The 14978-nt window shown below is 66.4% G+C and carries 7 protein-coding genes and 6 pseudogenes; 2 read left to right on the plus strand and 11 right to left on the minus strand.

The genetic code is table 11. The features are described 5' to 3' along the window. Positions 1-12: 12 nt before the first annotated feature. The 11 genes and pseudogenes from AC0IX7_RS09215 to AC0IX7_RS09265 form a co-directional block, all read right to left on the minus strand. On the minus strand, positions 13-1290 hold the full coding sequence (locus AC0IX7_RS09215; protein WP_471811521.1) for a sensor histidine kinase: 1278 nt from the start codon (positions 1288-1290) through the stop codon (positions 13-15). An 83-nt stretch (positions 1291-1373) separates the two neighbouring features. Next, positions 1374-2177: pseudogene (locus AC0IX7_RS09220) on the minus strand (histidine kinase dimerization/phosphoacceptor domain -containing protein); the annotation flags it as partial. 302 nt (positions 2178-2479) lie between these two features. Beyond that, positions 2480-4155 (minus strand): annotated as a pseudogene (locus tag AC0IX7_RS09225) (GMC family oxidoreductase). Positions 4156-4205: 50 nt separating this feature from the next. Then, positions 4206-5039 carry a sugar phosphate isomerase/epimerase family protein gene (locus tag AC0IX7_RS09230; RefSeq protein ID WP_471811523.1) on the minus strand — a complete coding sequence of 278 codons (834 nt, stop codon included), beginning with the start codon at positions 5037-5039 and terminating at the stop codon, positions 4206-4208. Between the two features lie 110 nt (positions 5040-5149). Further along, positions 5150-5616 (minus strand): annotated as a pseudogene (locus AC0IX7_RS09235) (gluconate 2-dehydrogenase subunit 3 family protein); the annotation flags it as partial. After that, positions 5613-6428, minus strand: a complete 816-nt coding sequence (locus AC0IX7_RS09240; protein ID WP_471813815.1) for a 3-keto-disaccharide hydrolase — start codon at positions 6426-6428, stop codon at positions 5613-5615. The gene AC0IX7_RS09240 and the pseudogene AC0IX7_RS09235, both read right to left, overlap by 4 nt. A 70-nt stretch (positions 6429-6498) precedes the next feature. After that, positions 6499-7257: a hydroxypyruvate isomerase family protein gene (locus AC0IX7_RS09245; protein ID WP_471813817.1), complete on the minus strand. Its 759-nt coding sequence runs from the start codon at positions 7255-7257 to the stop codon at positions 6499-6501. 177 nt (positions 7258-7434) lie between these two features. Beyond that, positions 7435-7821: a c-type cytochrome gene (locus AC0IX7_RS09250; protein WP_471811524.1), complete on the minus strand. Its 387-nt coding sequence runs from the start codon at positions 7819-7821 to the stop codon at positions 7435-7437. After that, positions 7818-8961: pseudogene (locus tag AC0IX7_RS09255) on the minus strand (Gfo/Idh/MocA family protein). The gene AC0IX7_RS09250 and the pseudogene AC0IX7_RS09255 overlap by 4 nt, the downstream one beginning before the upstream one ends. Beyond that, positions 8958-10021, minus strand: a pseudogene (locus AC0IX7_RS09260) (sugar phosphate isomerase/epimerase family protein). The pseudogenes AC0IX7_RS09255 and AC0IX7_RS09260 overlap by 4 nt, the downstream one beginning before the upstream one ends. Continuing rightward, entirely contained in the window at positions 10018-11226 is a 1209-nt protein-coding gene (locus tag AC0IX7_RS09265) for an MFS transporter (RefSeq protein ID WP_235982673.1), read from the minus strand. The pseudogene AC0IX7_RS09260 and the gene AC0IX7_RS09265 overlap by 4 nt, the downstream one beginning before the upstream one ends. 155 nt (positions 11227-11381) lie before the next feature. Here AC0IX7_RS09265 and AC0IX7_RS09270 point away from each other — a divergent pair, with 155 nt between their 5' ends. After that, positions 11382-12392, plus strand: coding sequence for a LacI family DNA-binding transcriptional regulator (locus AC0IX7_RS09270; protein ID WP_471811526.1), 1011 nt, complete (start codon positions 11382-11384; stop codon positions 12390-12392). Positions 12393-12610: 218 nt separating this feature from the next. Then, a pseudogene (locus tag AC0IX7_RS09275) lies at positions 12611-14953 on the plus strand (GH92 family glycosyl hydrolase); the annotation flags it as partial. Positions 14954-14978: the final 25 nt, after the last annotated feature.

Consider the following 14978-nt stretch of genomic DNA (forward strand, 5'->3'; position numbering starts at 1 on the left):
GCGAAGATGCTTCTACGGCTCGCCGATCGGCGCGGCGATCGTGACGCGCAGACCGGGACAATTGTCGGTCTCGGCCATCGTTCCCGCAAGCCGGGCGACCATCGACGCGAGCATCCGCGATCCGAACCCCATGCCCTGCCCCGATTTGCCGCTGCCACGATCGGCGACGATCAACAGGAACCGCGCCTGTTGCTGCTCCAGCGCGATCGTGATCGGCCCCGAGCCACCGGCATAGGCGTATTTATTGGCGTTGATGACCAGTTCGGTGAGGATCAAACCGACATGCACCGCGCGGTCGGTCGACATCAGGATCGGCACCAGATCGAGCTGGATCTGCGTGCCCCACGATCCGTCCATCGTCGACCGGATCTCGGTACACAGATCGCCGATATAGCGCGCGAGGTCGATCGCCTGGAGATGCTCGTCGGAATGCAGCCGGCGGTGGACCATCGCCACCGCAGAAAGCCGGCGCTGCGCCTCGATCAGATGCGAGGTCAGGACCGCGTCGCCGACGGCACGGCCCTGCAACCCGAGGAACGCCGACACGAGTTGCAGGCTGTTCTGCACCCGGTGGTGCACCTCCTTGATCAGATAATCCTTCTGCAACAACAGGCTCTCATTGTCGGCGATCGTCGCCATGAGCTCGCGGTTGATCTCGAACAGCCGGCGGTGCTGGCGCGCATCGTACATCGTCCGTTTGAGCCGGCCCGCCGCCTCGACCTCGAACAGCGTCCAGGGCACCGAGCGTCCGCGGACCGCCTCGCTCCAGATCTCGAACGAGGCGCGCGGCGTCAGCGGCGTGTGCAGATCGGCCGGCACGTCCTTTTGCGGATTGCCCGCCCAGTTCACGACGGCGATCTGTTCGGCCCGAAACCAGAGCAGGATGGTCGGCTCTTCGGTCGCCATCGTCACCGCGAGGACGCCGCTCGCGAGGTCTTGGCACGCGGCGGCGTCGGGCAGGTATTTGGCCATGCGATCGGTCGCGAACGGCACCGTCCGCGCGAGGTCGACGACGTGCGCGGCGATTTTGCGGATGTCGTCGTGCCGGGGCGATCGACCGGCGACGAACAATTCCGTGCCGCGCACCGCCGCAAAGCTGTCGGCGGCCAGCATCCGGGCCAGATCGTCGCCGGCGATCGCGAACAGGCCGGCCAGCGAGATGTCGCTGCCGAGCCGCAGCATGACCGCGTCCTCGGCGGTGCGCAGGCGGATGCGTTCGCGGAAGAGTTCGGCATCCTCCTTCGCGCGGATCTGGCGCGAGAGGCTTCCCGCCAGCGCGCGACACGCCATGCGGGCATGCAGCGGGAGCAGCTTGGGGTCGGGTGATGGCAGGCGATCAGACCCCAGAGCGCCCCGTCGCGGACGATCGAGACCGAGGCCGACGCGGCGACGCCCATGTTGGCGAGGTAGCGCAGATGGGTGGGCGAAACGCTGCGCAAGGCGACGTCGCTCATGTCGAGCGCATCGTTGCCGAACGGCCGCAGCGGCGCCGGTTCATAGGCGATGTCGGGGATGACGCGAACGCGGTTGCGGACATAGAGCGCGCGGGCCTGGCGCGGGATGTCGGAGGCGGGGAAATGCTGGTTGAGAAACGATCGCAGCGCCGGATCGCGATCCTCCGCGACGACGACGCCGGTGCCGTCGTCGTGAAAGCGGTACACCATCACCCGGTCGAACCCGGTGACCTGGCGGAAGATCCGCGCCGCGCGCTCGCACAATTCCCGCAGTCCGAAGGCTTGCTCGAAGGTTGCGGCGGCGTCTTCCATCGCCGCCAGCATCTCGATCGGCGACGGCATCGTCGGGGGTGCGGGTTCCAGTTCGACGATGATCGCAGTGGGTGAGCGGTGGATGGTGGCATCGAACATCACGTCGATGCCGTCGATCTGGAGCAACGTGACGCCGGGGCCGGGGCCGACGCCGGAAGGATCGGCGAGGCGCGCGGAGACCGGGTGGCGGAGGATGTCGTCGAGATGCCCGCCGAGCCAGTGCGGTGCGAGCAGCGTTTCGATCTCTCCGGCGCCGGCGACGATCCTGAGCGTGACCGGATCGGCGACGAGGATCATGCCGTGCGGCTGGATCGAGCCGGGGACGTGGATCGGCTCCCGGTCGCAGGCGTCGACAGCCCCGCCTTGCGGCCCCGTTTCCAGGGGCAAACCTGTGGTCACGAGGCCTGGCATCGCGGATCCAATCCAGCCGGAGGCGAAAATGCGGTCGATGTTCGTTACGGAAGCGATACAGACGGTTTTGTAGCGCGTCGTCAACGACCTCGATCAAGACTTCGCATATCCGAGGCATATTGGGGAAAGTTTGGGCCGATTGTGACGGCGCGCGGGAAAATGGCCGAACCTCGGTTGGCCATTGTGCACAACGCGGATGACCGTGAGATCGACGCTTATACTTGCAGATACGGAGTCGCGCGCGCTGGCTATCAAAGTCTTGGGGGCGGTTTACGACGTTCCGCCCCCAAAGCTCTTGGTCGTCAGGCCTTCTTCATCTGCTTGACGGCATGATCCGCGGCGCGCGCGGTGAGCGCCATGAACGTCAGCGAGGGGTTCACGCACGAGATCGACGCCATCTGTGCGCCGTCGGTGACGTAGAGGTTGGACGCGGCGTGCGCCTGGCTCCATTCGTTGAGCACCGACGTGCGCGGGTCGCGGCCCATGCGGGCACCGCCCATTTCGTGGATCGCGTCGCCGGGGACGTGCTCCTTCTCGCTGCTCTTGACGTTGGTCAGGCCGGCCGCCTTCAACATCGCCTCGCCCTGCGTCCGGGCGTCGGCCATCATCTTCAGCTCGTTGTCGCGGAACGTCACGTCGAAGCGGACCAGCGGCACCCCGAACCGGTCGACCTTCGACTGGTGCAGCGACACCCTGTTATCGGCATAAGGCAGGCATTCGCCGAACGCGCCCATGCTGAATTTCCACGGGGCGTATTTGCGCATGCCCTGCTTCATCGACGCGCCGAAACCGACCGGCGCGGCGGGGTTGCGATAGGCGCTGCCCTGATAGCCATAGCCGCGCTTGAAGCCGACGCCGTCGTCCTTGCCGATATTGCGGAAACGGGGCACGTAGACGCCACCCGGACGACGGCCATATTCGATGAACTCCTCCATGCCGGGGATGTCACCCTCGACGCCGACGCGGAAGATATGGTCCATGATATAGCGCCCGAGCGTGCCGCTCTCGTCGAAATAGCTGCGGTCGCTTCCCGGCGCGCGCGAGTTCAGCATGATCTGCGTCGAGGCGATCGCCGAGGCGCAGAGGAAGACGAGATCGGCCTGCACCGTTTCCGCCTGGCCGGTCTTCGCGTCGATATAGCGGACGCCGGTGACCTTTTCCGCGCCGCGTCGTACACCAGGTTGGTGACGACCGAGTCCGACCTGAGCGTCAGGCGACCGGTCGCGCGGGCGGCTGGCAGGGTGACGGCCTGGGTCGAGAAATAGGCGCCGAACGAGCAACCATTGCCGCACTGGTTGCGGAACTGGCACTTGGTGCGGTTCTGGTCGGGCTTGTCCTCGGTCATGTTCGACAGCCGCGTGTTGATCAGTTTCCGGCCGGGGAACTTGGATTCGAGACCCTGCTTGAGCCATTTCTCCGCGACGTTCATCGGCATCGGCGGCTGGAATTCGCTGTCGGGCAGATAGTCGAGATTCTCGCGCGAGCCCGACACGCCGATGTATTTCTCGACATAGCTGTACCACGGCGCGACGTCGTCATAGCGGATCGGCCAGTCGCCATCGATGCCGTCGCGCTTGTTCGCCTCGAAATCCGCGGGGCTCCAACGGAAGCACCAGCGACCCCAGATCAGCGACTTGCCGCCGACCGCGCCGGGCCGGATCCAGTAGAATTTGCTGCCCTCGTCATAGGCGTACGGGTTCAGCCGGTCGTCGTTGTGGAATTCGCGGTTGCTGGGTTGGACATAGCCGTGCTTGCCGATGAAATAATCGCTGTCGAGCAGCGGCTTGGGCATGATGTTGCGCGCCGGCACCTCATAGGCGGGCTTGCCGTCATAGGTGTAGCCTTCGCCGTGCTCGACCATCTTGCCGCGGTCCAGCATCAGGACGCGGAGGCCCTTTTCGGTCAGTTCCTTCGCAGCGAAGCCACCGCTTACGCCCGATCCAATAACGATCGCGTCGAACCTGTTGGTCTCAGCCATGATCTCTCTCCTAAAACTCGGAAAACACGCCCCGTCAGAAGCGCCCCCATTTAAAAACGAAGCGCGCGCAGTGTCCGGAAACTCGTGGTGATGTCGGGCAGATAAGGCGCGGGAGCCTCGTCGTTCTCGACATAGAAATGCCGCACGCCGGCGCTGCCCTTCAGCTTGAACAGCGCGCCGAAATCGATCGTGCCCTGTCCGACCGCGGTCATGCTCCGGTCGGGGCGCATGTCCTTGACGTGATAGGCGTAGAGGCGCGGCGCCAAGCGCTCGATCAGCGTCGCCAGGTTTTCGCCGGCATGCAGCGCCCAATAGAGATCGAGTTCCACCTTCACGAGCGCAGGGTCGGTCTCCTTGAGCAACCGGTCGTACAGGCTGACCCCGCCCGGCTTGGTCGTGAACTCGAAATCGTGGTTGTGATAGGCAAAGCCCAGCCCGGCCTTCTTCAGTTCGGTCGCGAACCGGTTGAAGTTCGGCAGCGCCGCGTTCCAGCCCGCCTCGTTGCGATGCTCGGCGGTCATGTACGGCAGCACGACCGTGGTCGCGCCGAGCGTCTTGGCCATCGTCACCGACTGGTCGAACTGCTTGAGCAGCGCGTCGTAGCCGATATGCACCGAGGGCGCGGTCAGGCCGAGCTTGTCCATCGTCCGGCGCAGCATCGCATGGTCCATGGCGTCATAGCCGCCACCGCCGAATTCGACTTCGCGGTAGCCGATCTGCGCGACCTTGCCGAGCGTGCCGACCGGGTCCTTCGCGAAGATCTCGCGGATAGTGTAGAGTTGCAGGCCGATCGCCTTCAACTGGGCGGCCGACGCGGTGGGCACGAACGCGAGCGCTGCGACCGCACCGGAGCCCGCAAGCAGGTTTCTACGGTTGAGGATCATGCGGAATACACCTTGCTGACCTGGGAATAGGGGAACTGGCCGTTATATTCGCCCGGCACCGGCAGATACTCCCGCTCCTGCGTCATGCCGATTTCGGAGGTGTAATAGCCGGTGACGACGAGCTGCCGGAACGCCTCGAAAAGACGCCGCCGGACGGGATCTGGTCGTTCATCGCGAGCGTGAGCAGCGCATCCTGCTGCGCCGCCGTCGCCTTCGCACCGGCGACCTTATAGTCCTTCAGGCTGCGCGCCTCGATCGCGTCGAGCCCGGCCAGGATCGGCACGCGGTCGGCCGGCAGGGCCCAATCAGCGAGCAGCTTCTCGATATAGGCCGGGACACCGGCGGCGATCGCGCCCGGCGTATCGGTGGTCGGCAGCACGCGTTCGCTGAGTGCGGTCATCAGCGCGCGCTGGGGCGCCGTGAAGACCGCGACGCTGGGCGGACCCTCGCTGATGACGGGGATGCCGGCGGCCGCGCCGGGCGCCTGCGCGACGCCGGCGGCGCGCGCGATCGGCGCGTACAGGGCCGTGCCGAACATGGCGACGACGCCCGCGAGTGCAGTTCTACGATCGATCATTTACCGTCCTTCTTCAGGTCCTGTGCGATCGCCGCCTCAGGCAACGGACGAACCCAGATATTGCGGAACGACACCGGCGAATCGTGATCCTGAAGCTGGATCGGCGCGGCATCGGCGTGCGCCTTGTAACTCGCGACCTGTCGCCAGATGGTCGTGCCGAGCATCGCCTGGTGGTTCTGGACGAGCACGCCGTTGAGCAGCGCGGTGACATAGGCGGGGCGAGCCAGGCTACCGTCGGCGGCGAAGCGGGGCCGCTCGAACACGATATCGTAGGTCTGCCATTCGCCGGGGCGACGCGAGGCGTTCACCAGTGGCGGCTTCCAGCCATAGACCGCGCCGACCGTGCCATCGGCATAGGTCGGGTTCTGCGAGCCATCGAGGATCTGCAGTTCGTAGCGCTGCATGAACCAGATGCCGCTGTTGCCGCGGTCCTGCGAGGTCTTGGTCGGCGGGTTTGGCGAGCGGAATTCGAGATGCATCTGCACGTCGCCGAAGCTCTGTTTCGAGACGAGGTTGTTCTCGCCGCCGCTCTTCGCACGCGACGGGATCGTCAGCGCACCGTCCGCGATCGGCCATGCGATCCGATCGGGCTTCCATGCATCGAGCGAACGCCCGTCGAACAGCACGACCGCATCGGCGGGCGGACCGCCGGGGGTCGCGGCCGGTGCGACGACGACCGGCGCAGGGCGGTCGGCGTCATGGACGCGCCACTGCCCGCCGGGCAGCATCGGCGTGTCCTTGAAGCCGGGCTTCTCCTGCGCCGCGACCGACCCCGTCGCCATCAGCGTCATCGCCGTGGCAACGCTCGCCATCAAACAGGTTTTCATGCTTGTTCCCTCATCCCCATCCCCTTCCTGCCGATCGGCTTCATGCCCATCGCCGTCATACCGAGTCGATTTCGCGATAGGCGGCGATCAGGCGATCCTCGCCCGCTCGCCCGGCGATTGAATTGCCGTGTTCCATGCCGATCACGCCCGAATAGCGCTTTGCCCGCAGCCACTTCACGATCGAGGCGTAGTTGATCTCGCCGGTCGATGGTTCGTTGCGACCGGGATTGTCGCCGAACTGGATATAGCCGATCTCGTTCCAGCACGTGTCGAGCGTCGGGATCAGGTTCCCCGACTGGATCTGCTCGTGATATAGATCGGCGAGCACCTTGACCGCCGGGCTGTTGGCACCGCGCGCCACCGCATAGCCCTGCGAGATCGTCTGCATATAGACGCCCGGATGGTTGGTCCGCGTGTTGAGCGGCTCCATCACCATCGCCGCCCCCGATGGCGCGACGATATCGCCGGCGCGGCGCATCACGTCGATCACGCGCGCGGTCTGGATATCCACCGGAACCTTCGGGTCCATGAAGCCGGTGACGACGGTCATCCGCTTCGCATTCAGTCGCTTGGCGACCTCGAGCGAGGCGCGGATATCGGCGAGGAACGCCTCGCGCTCGGCGCCGTCGGTCGCGCCGAGCAACGGCCGCGACTTCGACCATTTGGGCATGCTGGCGACGAACACGCCCATCGTCATGCCGCGCTGCGCGAGCGCCTTGGCCATCTGCTCCTGCTCGGCCACCGACCGCGTCGCCGCCTCGTTGTCCTCCCAGGCGGTGAAGCCCTGATCGGCGGCGTAGGCGATCTGTTCGATCCGCCCGCCGCGGCTGGCGAAGCTGCCCTCGTGCGGCGCGTAGCCGAGCGAGAAGCGCGCGGCGTTCGAGCTGCGGCGTTGCCCCCGGCCATGCCCGGCACCAGCGACGCGGCGGCACCGGCCGCGAGCCCGGCCCCGAGCAGATTTCGGCGGGAGAGGGTCATGCGACCATTACCGTCATTTCGAGCCCTCGGCCTTGAGATAGGCGATGATCGTCGCGCGCTTGGCGGCATCGGGGGTGGCGATCGGCATGCGCGTGCCCGGCACCTTCTTCTGTGGTGCGGCGAGATAGTCGTTGAGCGTCTTCTCGTCCCAGCGCAGCTTCGATGCCTTCATCGCCGGCGAGTAATTGAAGCCCGGCGTCGCGGCGGCGGCACGGCCGACCACGCCGTACAGGTTCGGGCCGATGCCGTTCTTGCCGCCCTTCGCGACGGTGTGGCACGCGCGGCATGCGGCGAAGGCCGGCGGTGCAGCCGCAGTGGATTGCGCGGTGGTCGGCGCTGAGACCGTGACTGCCGCAACTGCCGCGATACTTCCCGCGACCAGAGCCATGAGCAGCTTCATTCATTCTCTCCCGGATTTACTAAAGTCCATTTCTGGTCTGCGCCGGCGTTGGCGATCACCGCCTCGATGAAGCGCATCGTGCGCAGGCCATCGGTCACGCCCGGAAACCAGCGGCCGTCTTGATCGCCGCGGATCGCCGAGGCGAACGCGCGGTAAAGATTGCCGAAAGCCTCGATATAGCCCTCGGGATGACCGGCAGGTGTACGCACCAGCGAGGCGGTCGCGTCGAGCATGCCGGGACCACCGGTCCGCACGATCTCGGCGGGGCGGTCGAGCCAGCGGAGCGTCAGCGTGTTGGGTTCCATCTGCGACCAGTCCAGGCCGCCGCGCTCGCCATGGATGCGCAGCCGAAGCCCGTTCTCCTCGCCCGCCGCGACCTGGGTCGCCTTGAGCACGCCGCGTGCGCCCCCTCGAAGCGGAGCAGCGCGCTGACGTCGTCGTCGAGCCGGCGACCGTCGACGTGCGTCGTCAGGTCCGCGGAAACCGAGTGTACCGACAGGCCGGAGACATGCTCGGCGAGCTGGAACGCGTGCGTGCCGATGTCGCCGAGACAGCCGCCGAGCCCGGCGCGCGCGGGATCGGTGCGCCACTCGGCCTGCTTGTTGCCGTCGGTGTCGATCGGTTGGCTGAGCCAGCCTTGCAGATATTCGACCTGGACCAGGCGGATCGCGCCGAAATCGCCGCGTTCGACCCGCGCGCGCGCCTCTTCGATCAGCGGATAGCCGCTGTACGTGAAGGCCAGTGCGAAGTGGCGACCGCTGGCCTTGGCGGCGGCGGCGATCGCCTCGGCCTCGACGACGCTCATCGCCATCGGCTTTTCGCAGAAGACGTGGAAGCCGGCGTTCAGCGCGGCGATCGCCATCGGGGCGTGCAGGTGGTTCGGCGTGACGACCGCGAGCGCGTCGATACGCTGGCCCACAGGCAATGCGCGTTCGTGCGCGATCATCGCGTCGAGCGACGGATAGACGCGCTGCGGATCGAGGCCGAGCAGCGTGCCCGTGCGCGTGTTCCGCCCGGCGTCGGTGCTGAACGCGCCCGCGACGAGGTCCCAGTCGCCGTCGAGCGCGGCTGCCATCCGGTGGACCGCGCCGATAAAGGCCCTTCCCCGCCGCCGACCATACCGAGACGGAGGCGGCTCATGCCTGCTCCTCCGACAGCCCGAGCAGCTTGCGGATCGCGGCGCGGTCGATGCCGCTGGCGGCGAAATCGTCGAACGGGCGTTCGGTCAGGCGGATCATGTGGTCGCGGATGAACGGCGCGCCTTCGCGCGCGCCGTCGTCGGACCGTTTCAGCGCGCACTCCCATTCGAGCACCGCCCAGCCGTCATAGCCGTACTGCGCCATTTTGCTGAAGATCGCGGAGAAATCGACCTGCCCGTCGCCCAGCGAGCGGAACCGGCCTGCGCGGTCGACCCAATTCTCGTAACCGCCGTACACACCGGTTCGGCCGGTCGGGTTGAACTCAGCATCCTTGACGTGGAAGCACGAGATCCGGTCGTGATAGCGATCGATGAAGTCGAGATAATCGAGCTGCTGCAACACGAAATGCGACGGATCGAACAGCAGGCGCGCGCGCGGATGGTTGTCGACCGCAGCGAGGAAGCGCTCCCAGGTCGCGCCGTCATGGACGTCTTCGCCGGGATGCACCTCGAACGCGCAGTCGACGCCGACGTCTTCGAACACGTCGAGGATCGGAGTCCAGCGGCGGGCGAGTTCGGCAAAGGCCTCCTCGATCAACCCGGCGGGGCGTTGCGGCCAGGGGTAGACGTAGGGCCATGCCAGCGCGCCCGAGAAGGTGGCGTGCGCGGACAGGCCGAGATTGGCGCTGGCGCGTGCGGCGAGCTTGACCTGCTCGACCGCCCATGACTGGCGCTCGGTGGGCTTGCCGTGGACTTCGGGGGCGCGAAGCCGTCGAACAGCGTGTCGTATGCCGGATGGACGGCGACGAGCTGGCCTTGCAGATGCGTCGACAGCTCGGTGACTTCGATGCCGTGTTTGGCCAGCCTGCCGCGCAGATCGTCGCAATAGGTCTTGCTCTCGGCGGCGAGCTTCAGGTCGATCAACTGCGCGTTGCAGGGGATCTGGACGCCGACATAGCCGAGCCCAGCCGCCCATTCGGCCAGCGCGTCGAGCGTATCGAACGGAGCCTCGTCGCCGAGGAACTGGGCGAGGAAAATCCCGGGGCCCTTCATGCCGGTCATGCTGCACTCTTTCTGGTGTCGTCGCGGAAGGTGAACTGGAACAGCAGCGCGATCACCGCGGCGGCGATCGCGGGATACCACCACATATGCTGCCAGTCGGCGATGGTCGGCGATGCGGGCAGCTGCGCATACAGAAGCGCGCCGATCTGCGATCCGAGCAGCATGCCCACGCCGTAGGTGAACAGCGTCAGCATGCCCTGGGCCTGCGCATTGACGCCCTTTGGCGTGGCGATCGTGCCGGTATAGATCGCGCCGGCGACGAAGAAGAAATCATAGCACACGCCGTGCAGCGCGACGCCGAGATACACCGCCCAGATCGACGATCCGCCATCGCCGATCGCGAACAGCGCATACCGCAGTGCCCATGCGGCCATGCCGACCAGCAGCAGCGGCTTCACGCCGAACCGGCGGTACAGCCACGGCATCGAAAACATGAAGACGAGCTCGGACATCTGCCCGATCGCGAGCGTGCCGCCGACGTTGCTGATCCCGGTCGCGCCGACATAGGGCGAGGCATAGGCATAATACATAGCGAGCGGGATCGAGATCAGCGTCGCGCAGGTCATGAAGATCAGGAACGAGCGCTGCTTGAGCAGTCCGAACGCCTCGACGCAGAACACCTGGCGAAGCACGCTCTCGTCGCGCGGCGCATCCGCCGTGACGTTCGGCAGCGTGAAGCTGTAGAGGCCGAGCGCGATCGACACGACCGCCGCAACGCGGAAGATCTCCGGGCTGGCGGAAAGCCCCGCCCAGCCGATGATCAGTCCGGCGGTGATCCAGCCGAGCGTGCCGAACGCGCGGACGAACGGGAACTTGTCGGTCCGCTCGCCAAAGCTCTTCAGCGCGATCGTGTTCGCGAGGCCGACCGTCGGCATGTACAGGATCATGTAGCAGAGCAGCAGCCAGACGAACGTCCGGCCGTTCTCCGGCGTCACCAGCGATGGCAGCACGAACAGCAGCACGCCGCCGACCAGGTGCAGGATCACCATCAGCATCCGCGGGCTGACGTACCGCGCCGCCGCCATGCCGAGCAGGAACGAGCCGACGATCGACGCGATCGGCCCGACCGAAAAGGCGTTGCCGATGAGGTTGCCGATCCCGACCGTCTGCATCACGAGGCCGAGGGTTACGGTCCAGGCGCCCCATACGAAGAACTGCATGAACATCATGGCGCTCAGGCGGCCGGTCAGCAGGCCGGCCGGCATGGCCTGGGACCCAGTATCTGCACTCGCCATTCGTTACCTCTCCGCTCGCAGTTTGCCTGCTTGTCGGACATGAAGCTACGGAGCCGCGATACGAATGTAAAGGATTACATCGGATATATATCGACAGTGCCGACGACCGGATCCATGACGAGCCTATGCCGACGATCATCGAAGTGGCCGCACTCGCGGGCGTCTCTACCGCAACCGTGTCGCGCGTGTTGAGCCGGCCCGAACAGGTGTCCGAGGATACCCGCCTGCGGGTGCTCGCGGTGGTCCGCAGATCGGGGTACGCGCCCAACGTCGCCGCGCGGAGCCTGCGGACCTTGCGCGCCGCCAAAATCCTTCTGACCGTCCCCGATATCTCGAACGCGTTCTTCGCCAGCGTCATCCGCGGCGCCGAGGAGGCCGCGCGGGATGCCGGGTATTCGGTCGTGGTCGGCGACACCCGGCATGATCCCGAGGTCGAGGATCAATATGCCGACATGCTCTCGCGCCGCGAGGTCGACGGGCTGATCTTCCTCGGCCACCGCCTGCCCGCCAGCCTCGCCCCGATGCTGTCGCGGAAGGGTGCCGCCGCGCCGATCGTCAATGGCTGCGAATACAGTCCGGACCTCGGCGTCCCCAGCGTCCATATCGACAATGCCGCCGCCAGCGCCAACGCGATCGAGCATCTCATCGGCCTCGGCCACCGCGCGATCGGCGTCGTCACCGGCCCCGAGATCAGCCCGATCAGTCGCGACCGCCTCGCCGGCGCGATCGACGCCGCGACCCGCGCCGGCCTGCGCGATAGCCTGCACATCCGCATCGGCGACTATTCCGCCGGCTCGGCCATCGACCATACCCGCGACCTGATCGCACAGGACGTGACCGCGATCTTCTGCTTCAGCGACGAAATGGCGATGGGCGCGCTCAGCGCGATCGGCGACGCGGGGCTGTCATGCCCGAAAGACGTCTCTGTCATCGGCTTCGACGACCTCCCGCTCGCACGCTATTTCCAGCCGCCGCTGACCACCATCGCCCAGCCCAAGTCGATGATCGGCCGCCGCACCGTCGAGTTGCTCGTCGATATCCTCCGCGGGGTCGACAGCCCGTCGCGACAGGTCACGCTGGATCACGAGCTGATCGTCCGTGGCAGCACCGCCGCGCCCGGAACGCGCCGCCGCTGAGCTGACGCTACGAGCAAAGTCGGTCGCCATCCCTTCTCGGCCCGACCCCCACTTGCAGCAGGACTCCTGTCCTTATTGACAATCAAATTAGTTTAATAAAGTATCGGGTGCAGCACGCGGTTCGCATAGAAACCCGGCGGCGGAGGAGGATTGCCCCGTGACCGATACACCACGCCCTGCCCCGCCCCCATATCCGCGCCCCGCGTCGCCCGCAGCCTATCGATCGTGCGGCGAACCACGGCGGTCGCTGCGATCCTGGTGCTGACGCCCCTCGGTGCGGTGAACGGCCAGCATTCCCCGGATCGGACAAATCGCCGGTCGAGGAAGCCAACCCGCTCGTCGGCACCGCGCCGCTCGATCGCCCCGAGCTGATCGGCAACGCGCCACCGCCGGGCGAGCCGGTCTATTCGGGGATCACCTCGCCCGGTGCGCGACTGCCCAACAGCTCGGTCGAGGCGGCGCCGGTCAACGTCAATGTCGAGGCGACCTATCCGACCGGGGTGGCGACGCCCTATCATTATCCGAGCCCGACGATGATCGGCTTCACCGGCGGCGGCGGCCCATCCTATGGCGCGCGCGCGCAACCGATCATCATGCCGGTGGTGGGCGACTGGACGGTGCCGCCGGCCTATACCCAGGCCTATTACGACAAGGCGAAGGAGGTCGCGCGGCCGGGCTATTATTCGGTCTATCTCGACACGTTTCGGACGCGCGCCGAACTGACCGCGACGCAGTGGACCAGCCTGATGCGGTTCACCTTTCCGGCCAGCCAGCGGTCGCACCTGATCCTCAACCTGCCCGGCCGCGGCGGCGAGGTCGAGGTGATCGGCAACGACCAGGTGCGCGGCATCGCGGCGGAACGCGGCGACGACGATGCGCGCGACGGCCGCTATTTCGTGGCCCAATTCTCCAAGCCGTTCAGCGGCTATGGCACCTTCCGCAAGTCGCCTGGCAACAGCCGCGGCTACGGCATCGGCGACAAGGACGTCGTCCCCGCATCGCGCACGATCACCGGCAGCTTCGCCGGCACCTACCTGAACTTCACCACCCGGCAGGACGAGACGGTGCTGGTGAAGATCGCGCACGGCCAGAGCTTTGCCGACGCCGAACGACGCCTGCGACAGGAACAGCCGGGGTGGAATTTCGAGGGCGTCCGCCAGGCGGCGACGAACACATGGGCGACGCTGCTGAACCGCGTCCGGGTGAAGGGCGGCACGGCCAAGCAGCGGATGCTGTTCTATTCGACGCTGTTCCAGTCCTTCGCCAGCCCGCGTCTGCTGGCGCACAAGGGCGAGCGCTTCACCGACACCAACGGCAAGACCCGGACCGCGACCTATGATCGGTACGGGCCGGTGCCGTTCTGGGATACCGGGCGCAACCAGATCGTGCTGCTGGAGCTGATGGAGCCCGAGCTGGTCCAGAACGTGATGCGCTCCGAACTCGATATGGCGCGCGAGCGAGGGTACATGAACACCTCGTTCCACGGCGACAACGCGGTGTTCCTGTATCTCGGCGCGTGGAAGCGCGGCATCGCGTTCGATTATGCCGCCGCGTACGAGTTCCTCCGCCGCAACGCGGTCGATCCGAAAGGCCCGCGCGGCTATCTGGCGGAATATCAGCGCAACGGCTGGATCGCGGACGAGATTCCACCGGGCAATCCGAGCCCGCCCTATGCCGGCGGCAAGGCCGGCGCGGCGACGACGCTGGAATATGCGTGGGACGACCATGCGATGGCGGACTTCGCCGAGCGGCTCGGCAAGACCGACGACGCAAAGCTGTTCCGCGCGCGCGTCCAACTGGCGCAATGTGTTCGATCCCTCGATCGGGTTCATCCGGGGCCGCACTGCCGATGGCAAATGGATCGCGCCGTTCGATCCGCAGGAGCCCTATTACAACTACATGATGAAGGAGGCGTCGGGCTGGTCGACCTTGTGGCTCGTCCCGCACGACGTGCAGGGGCTCGCCACCGCGCTCGGCGGACGCGCGAGGTTCAATGCCAAACTCGATCGGTTCTTTGCGACCCCCTATGCGCCGACCGGTATCTGCCGCGATTGCACGGGGCTGATCGGCCAGTACGTGCAGGGCAACCAGCCCGACCAGCACGCGCCGTATCTCTATGCGTGGAGCGGCCAGCCGTGGAAGACGCAAGCGCTGACGCGGCGTATCCTCGACACGCTCTATGGCAGCGATGCGTCCGGCTATGGCTATCCCGGGATGGACGATCAGGGCGCGACGTCGTCCTGGTACGCGCTGAGCGCGATGGGCTTCTATCCGGTCGATCCGTCGAGCGACGTCTATGTGCTGGGCAGTCCGGTGTTCGACGAGGCGGCGATCCGGCTCGGCAACGGCCGGACGCTGGAGATCGTCGCGCGCGGCAACTCGCCGACCAATATCTACATCCAGTCGGCGACGCTGAACGGCAAGCCGTGGACGAAACCCTGGTTCAGCCATGCCGACGTCAAGGATGGCGCCCGGCTGGAACTGATCATGGGAGCCAGACCCAATCCGAATTGGGGAGCGCCGTTGCGGATGCGCCCCCGTCCTTGTCCCCGCCCGCGTCATAGCGAGGGGAGTTCGTCGGCTCCC

Source organism: Sphingomonas sp. AC411, from assembly GCF_979253035.1.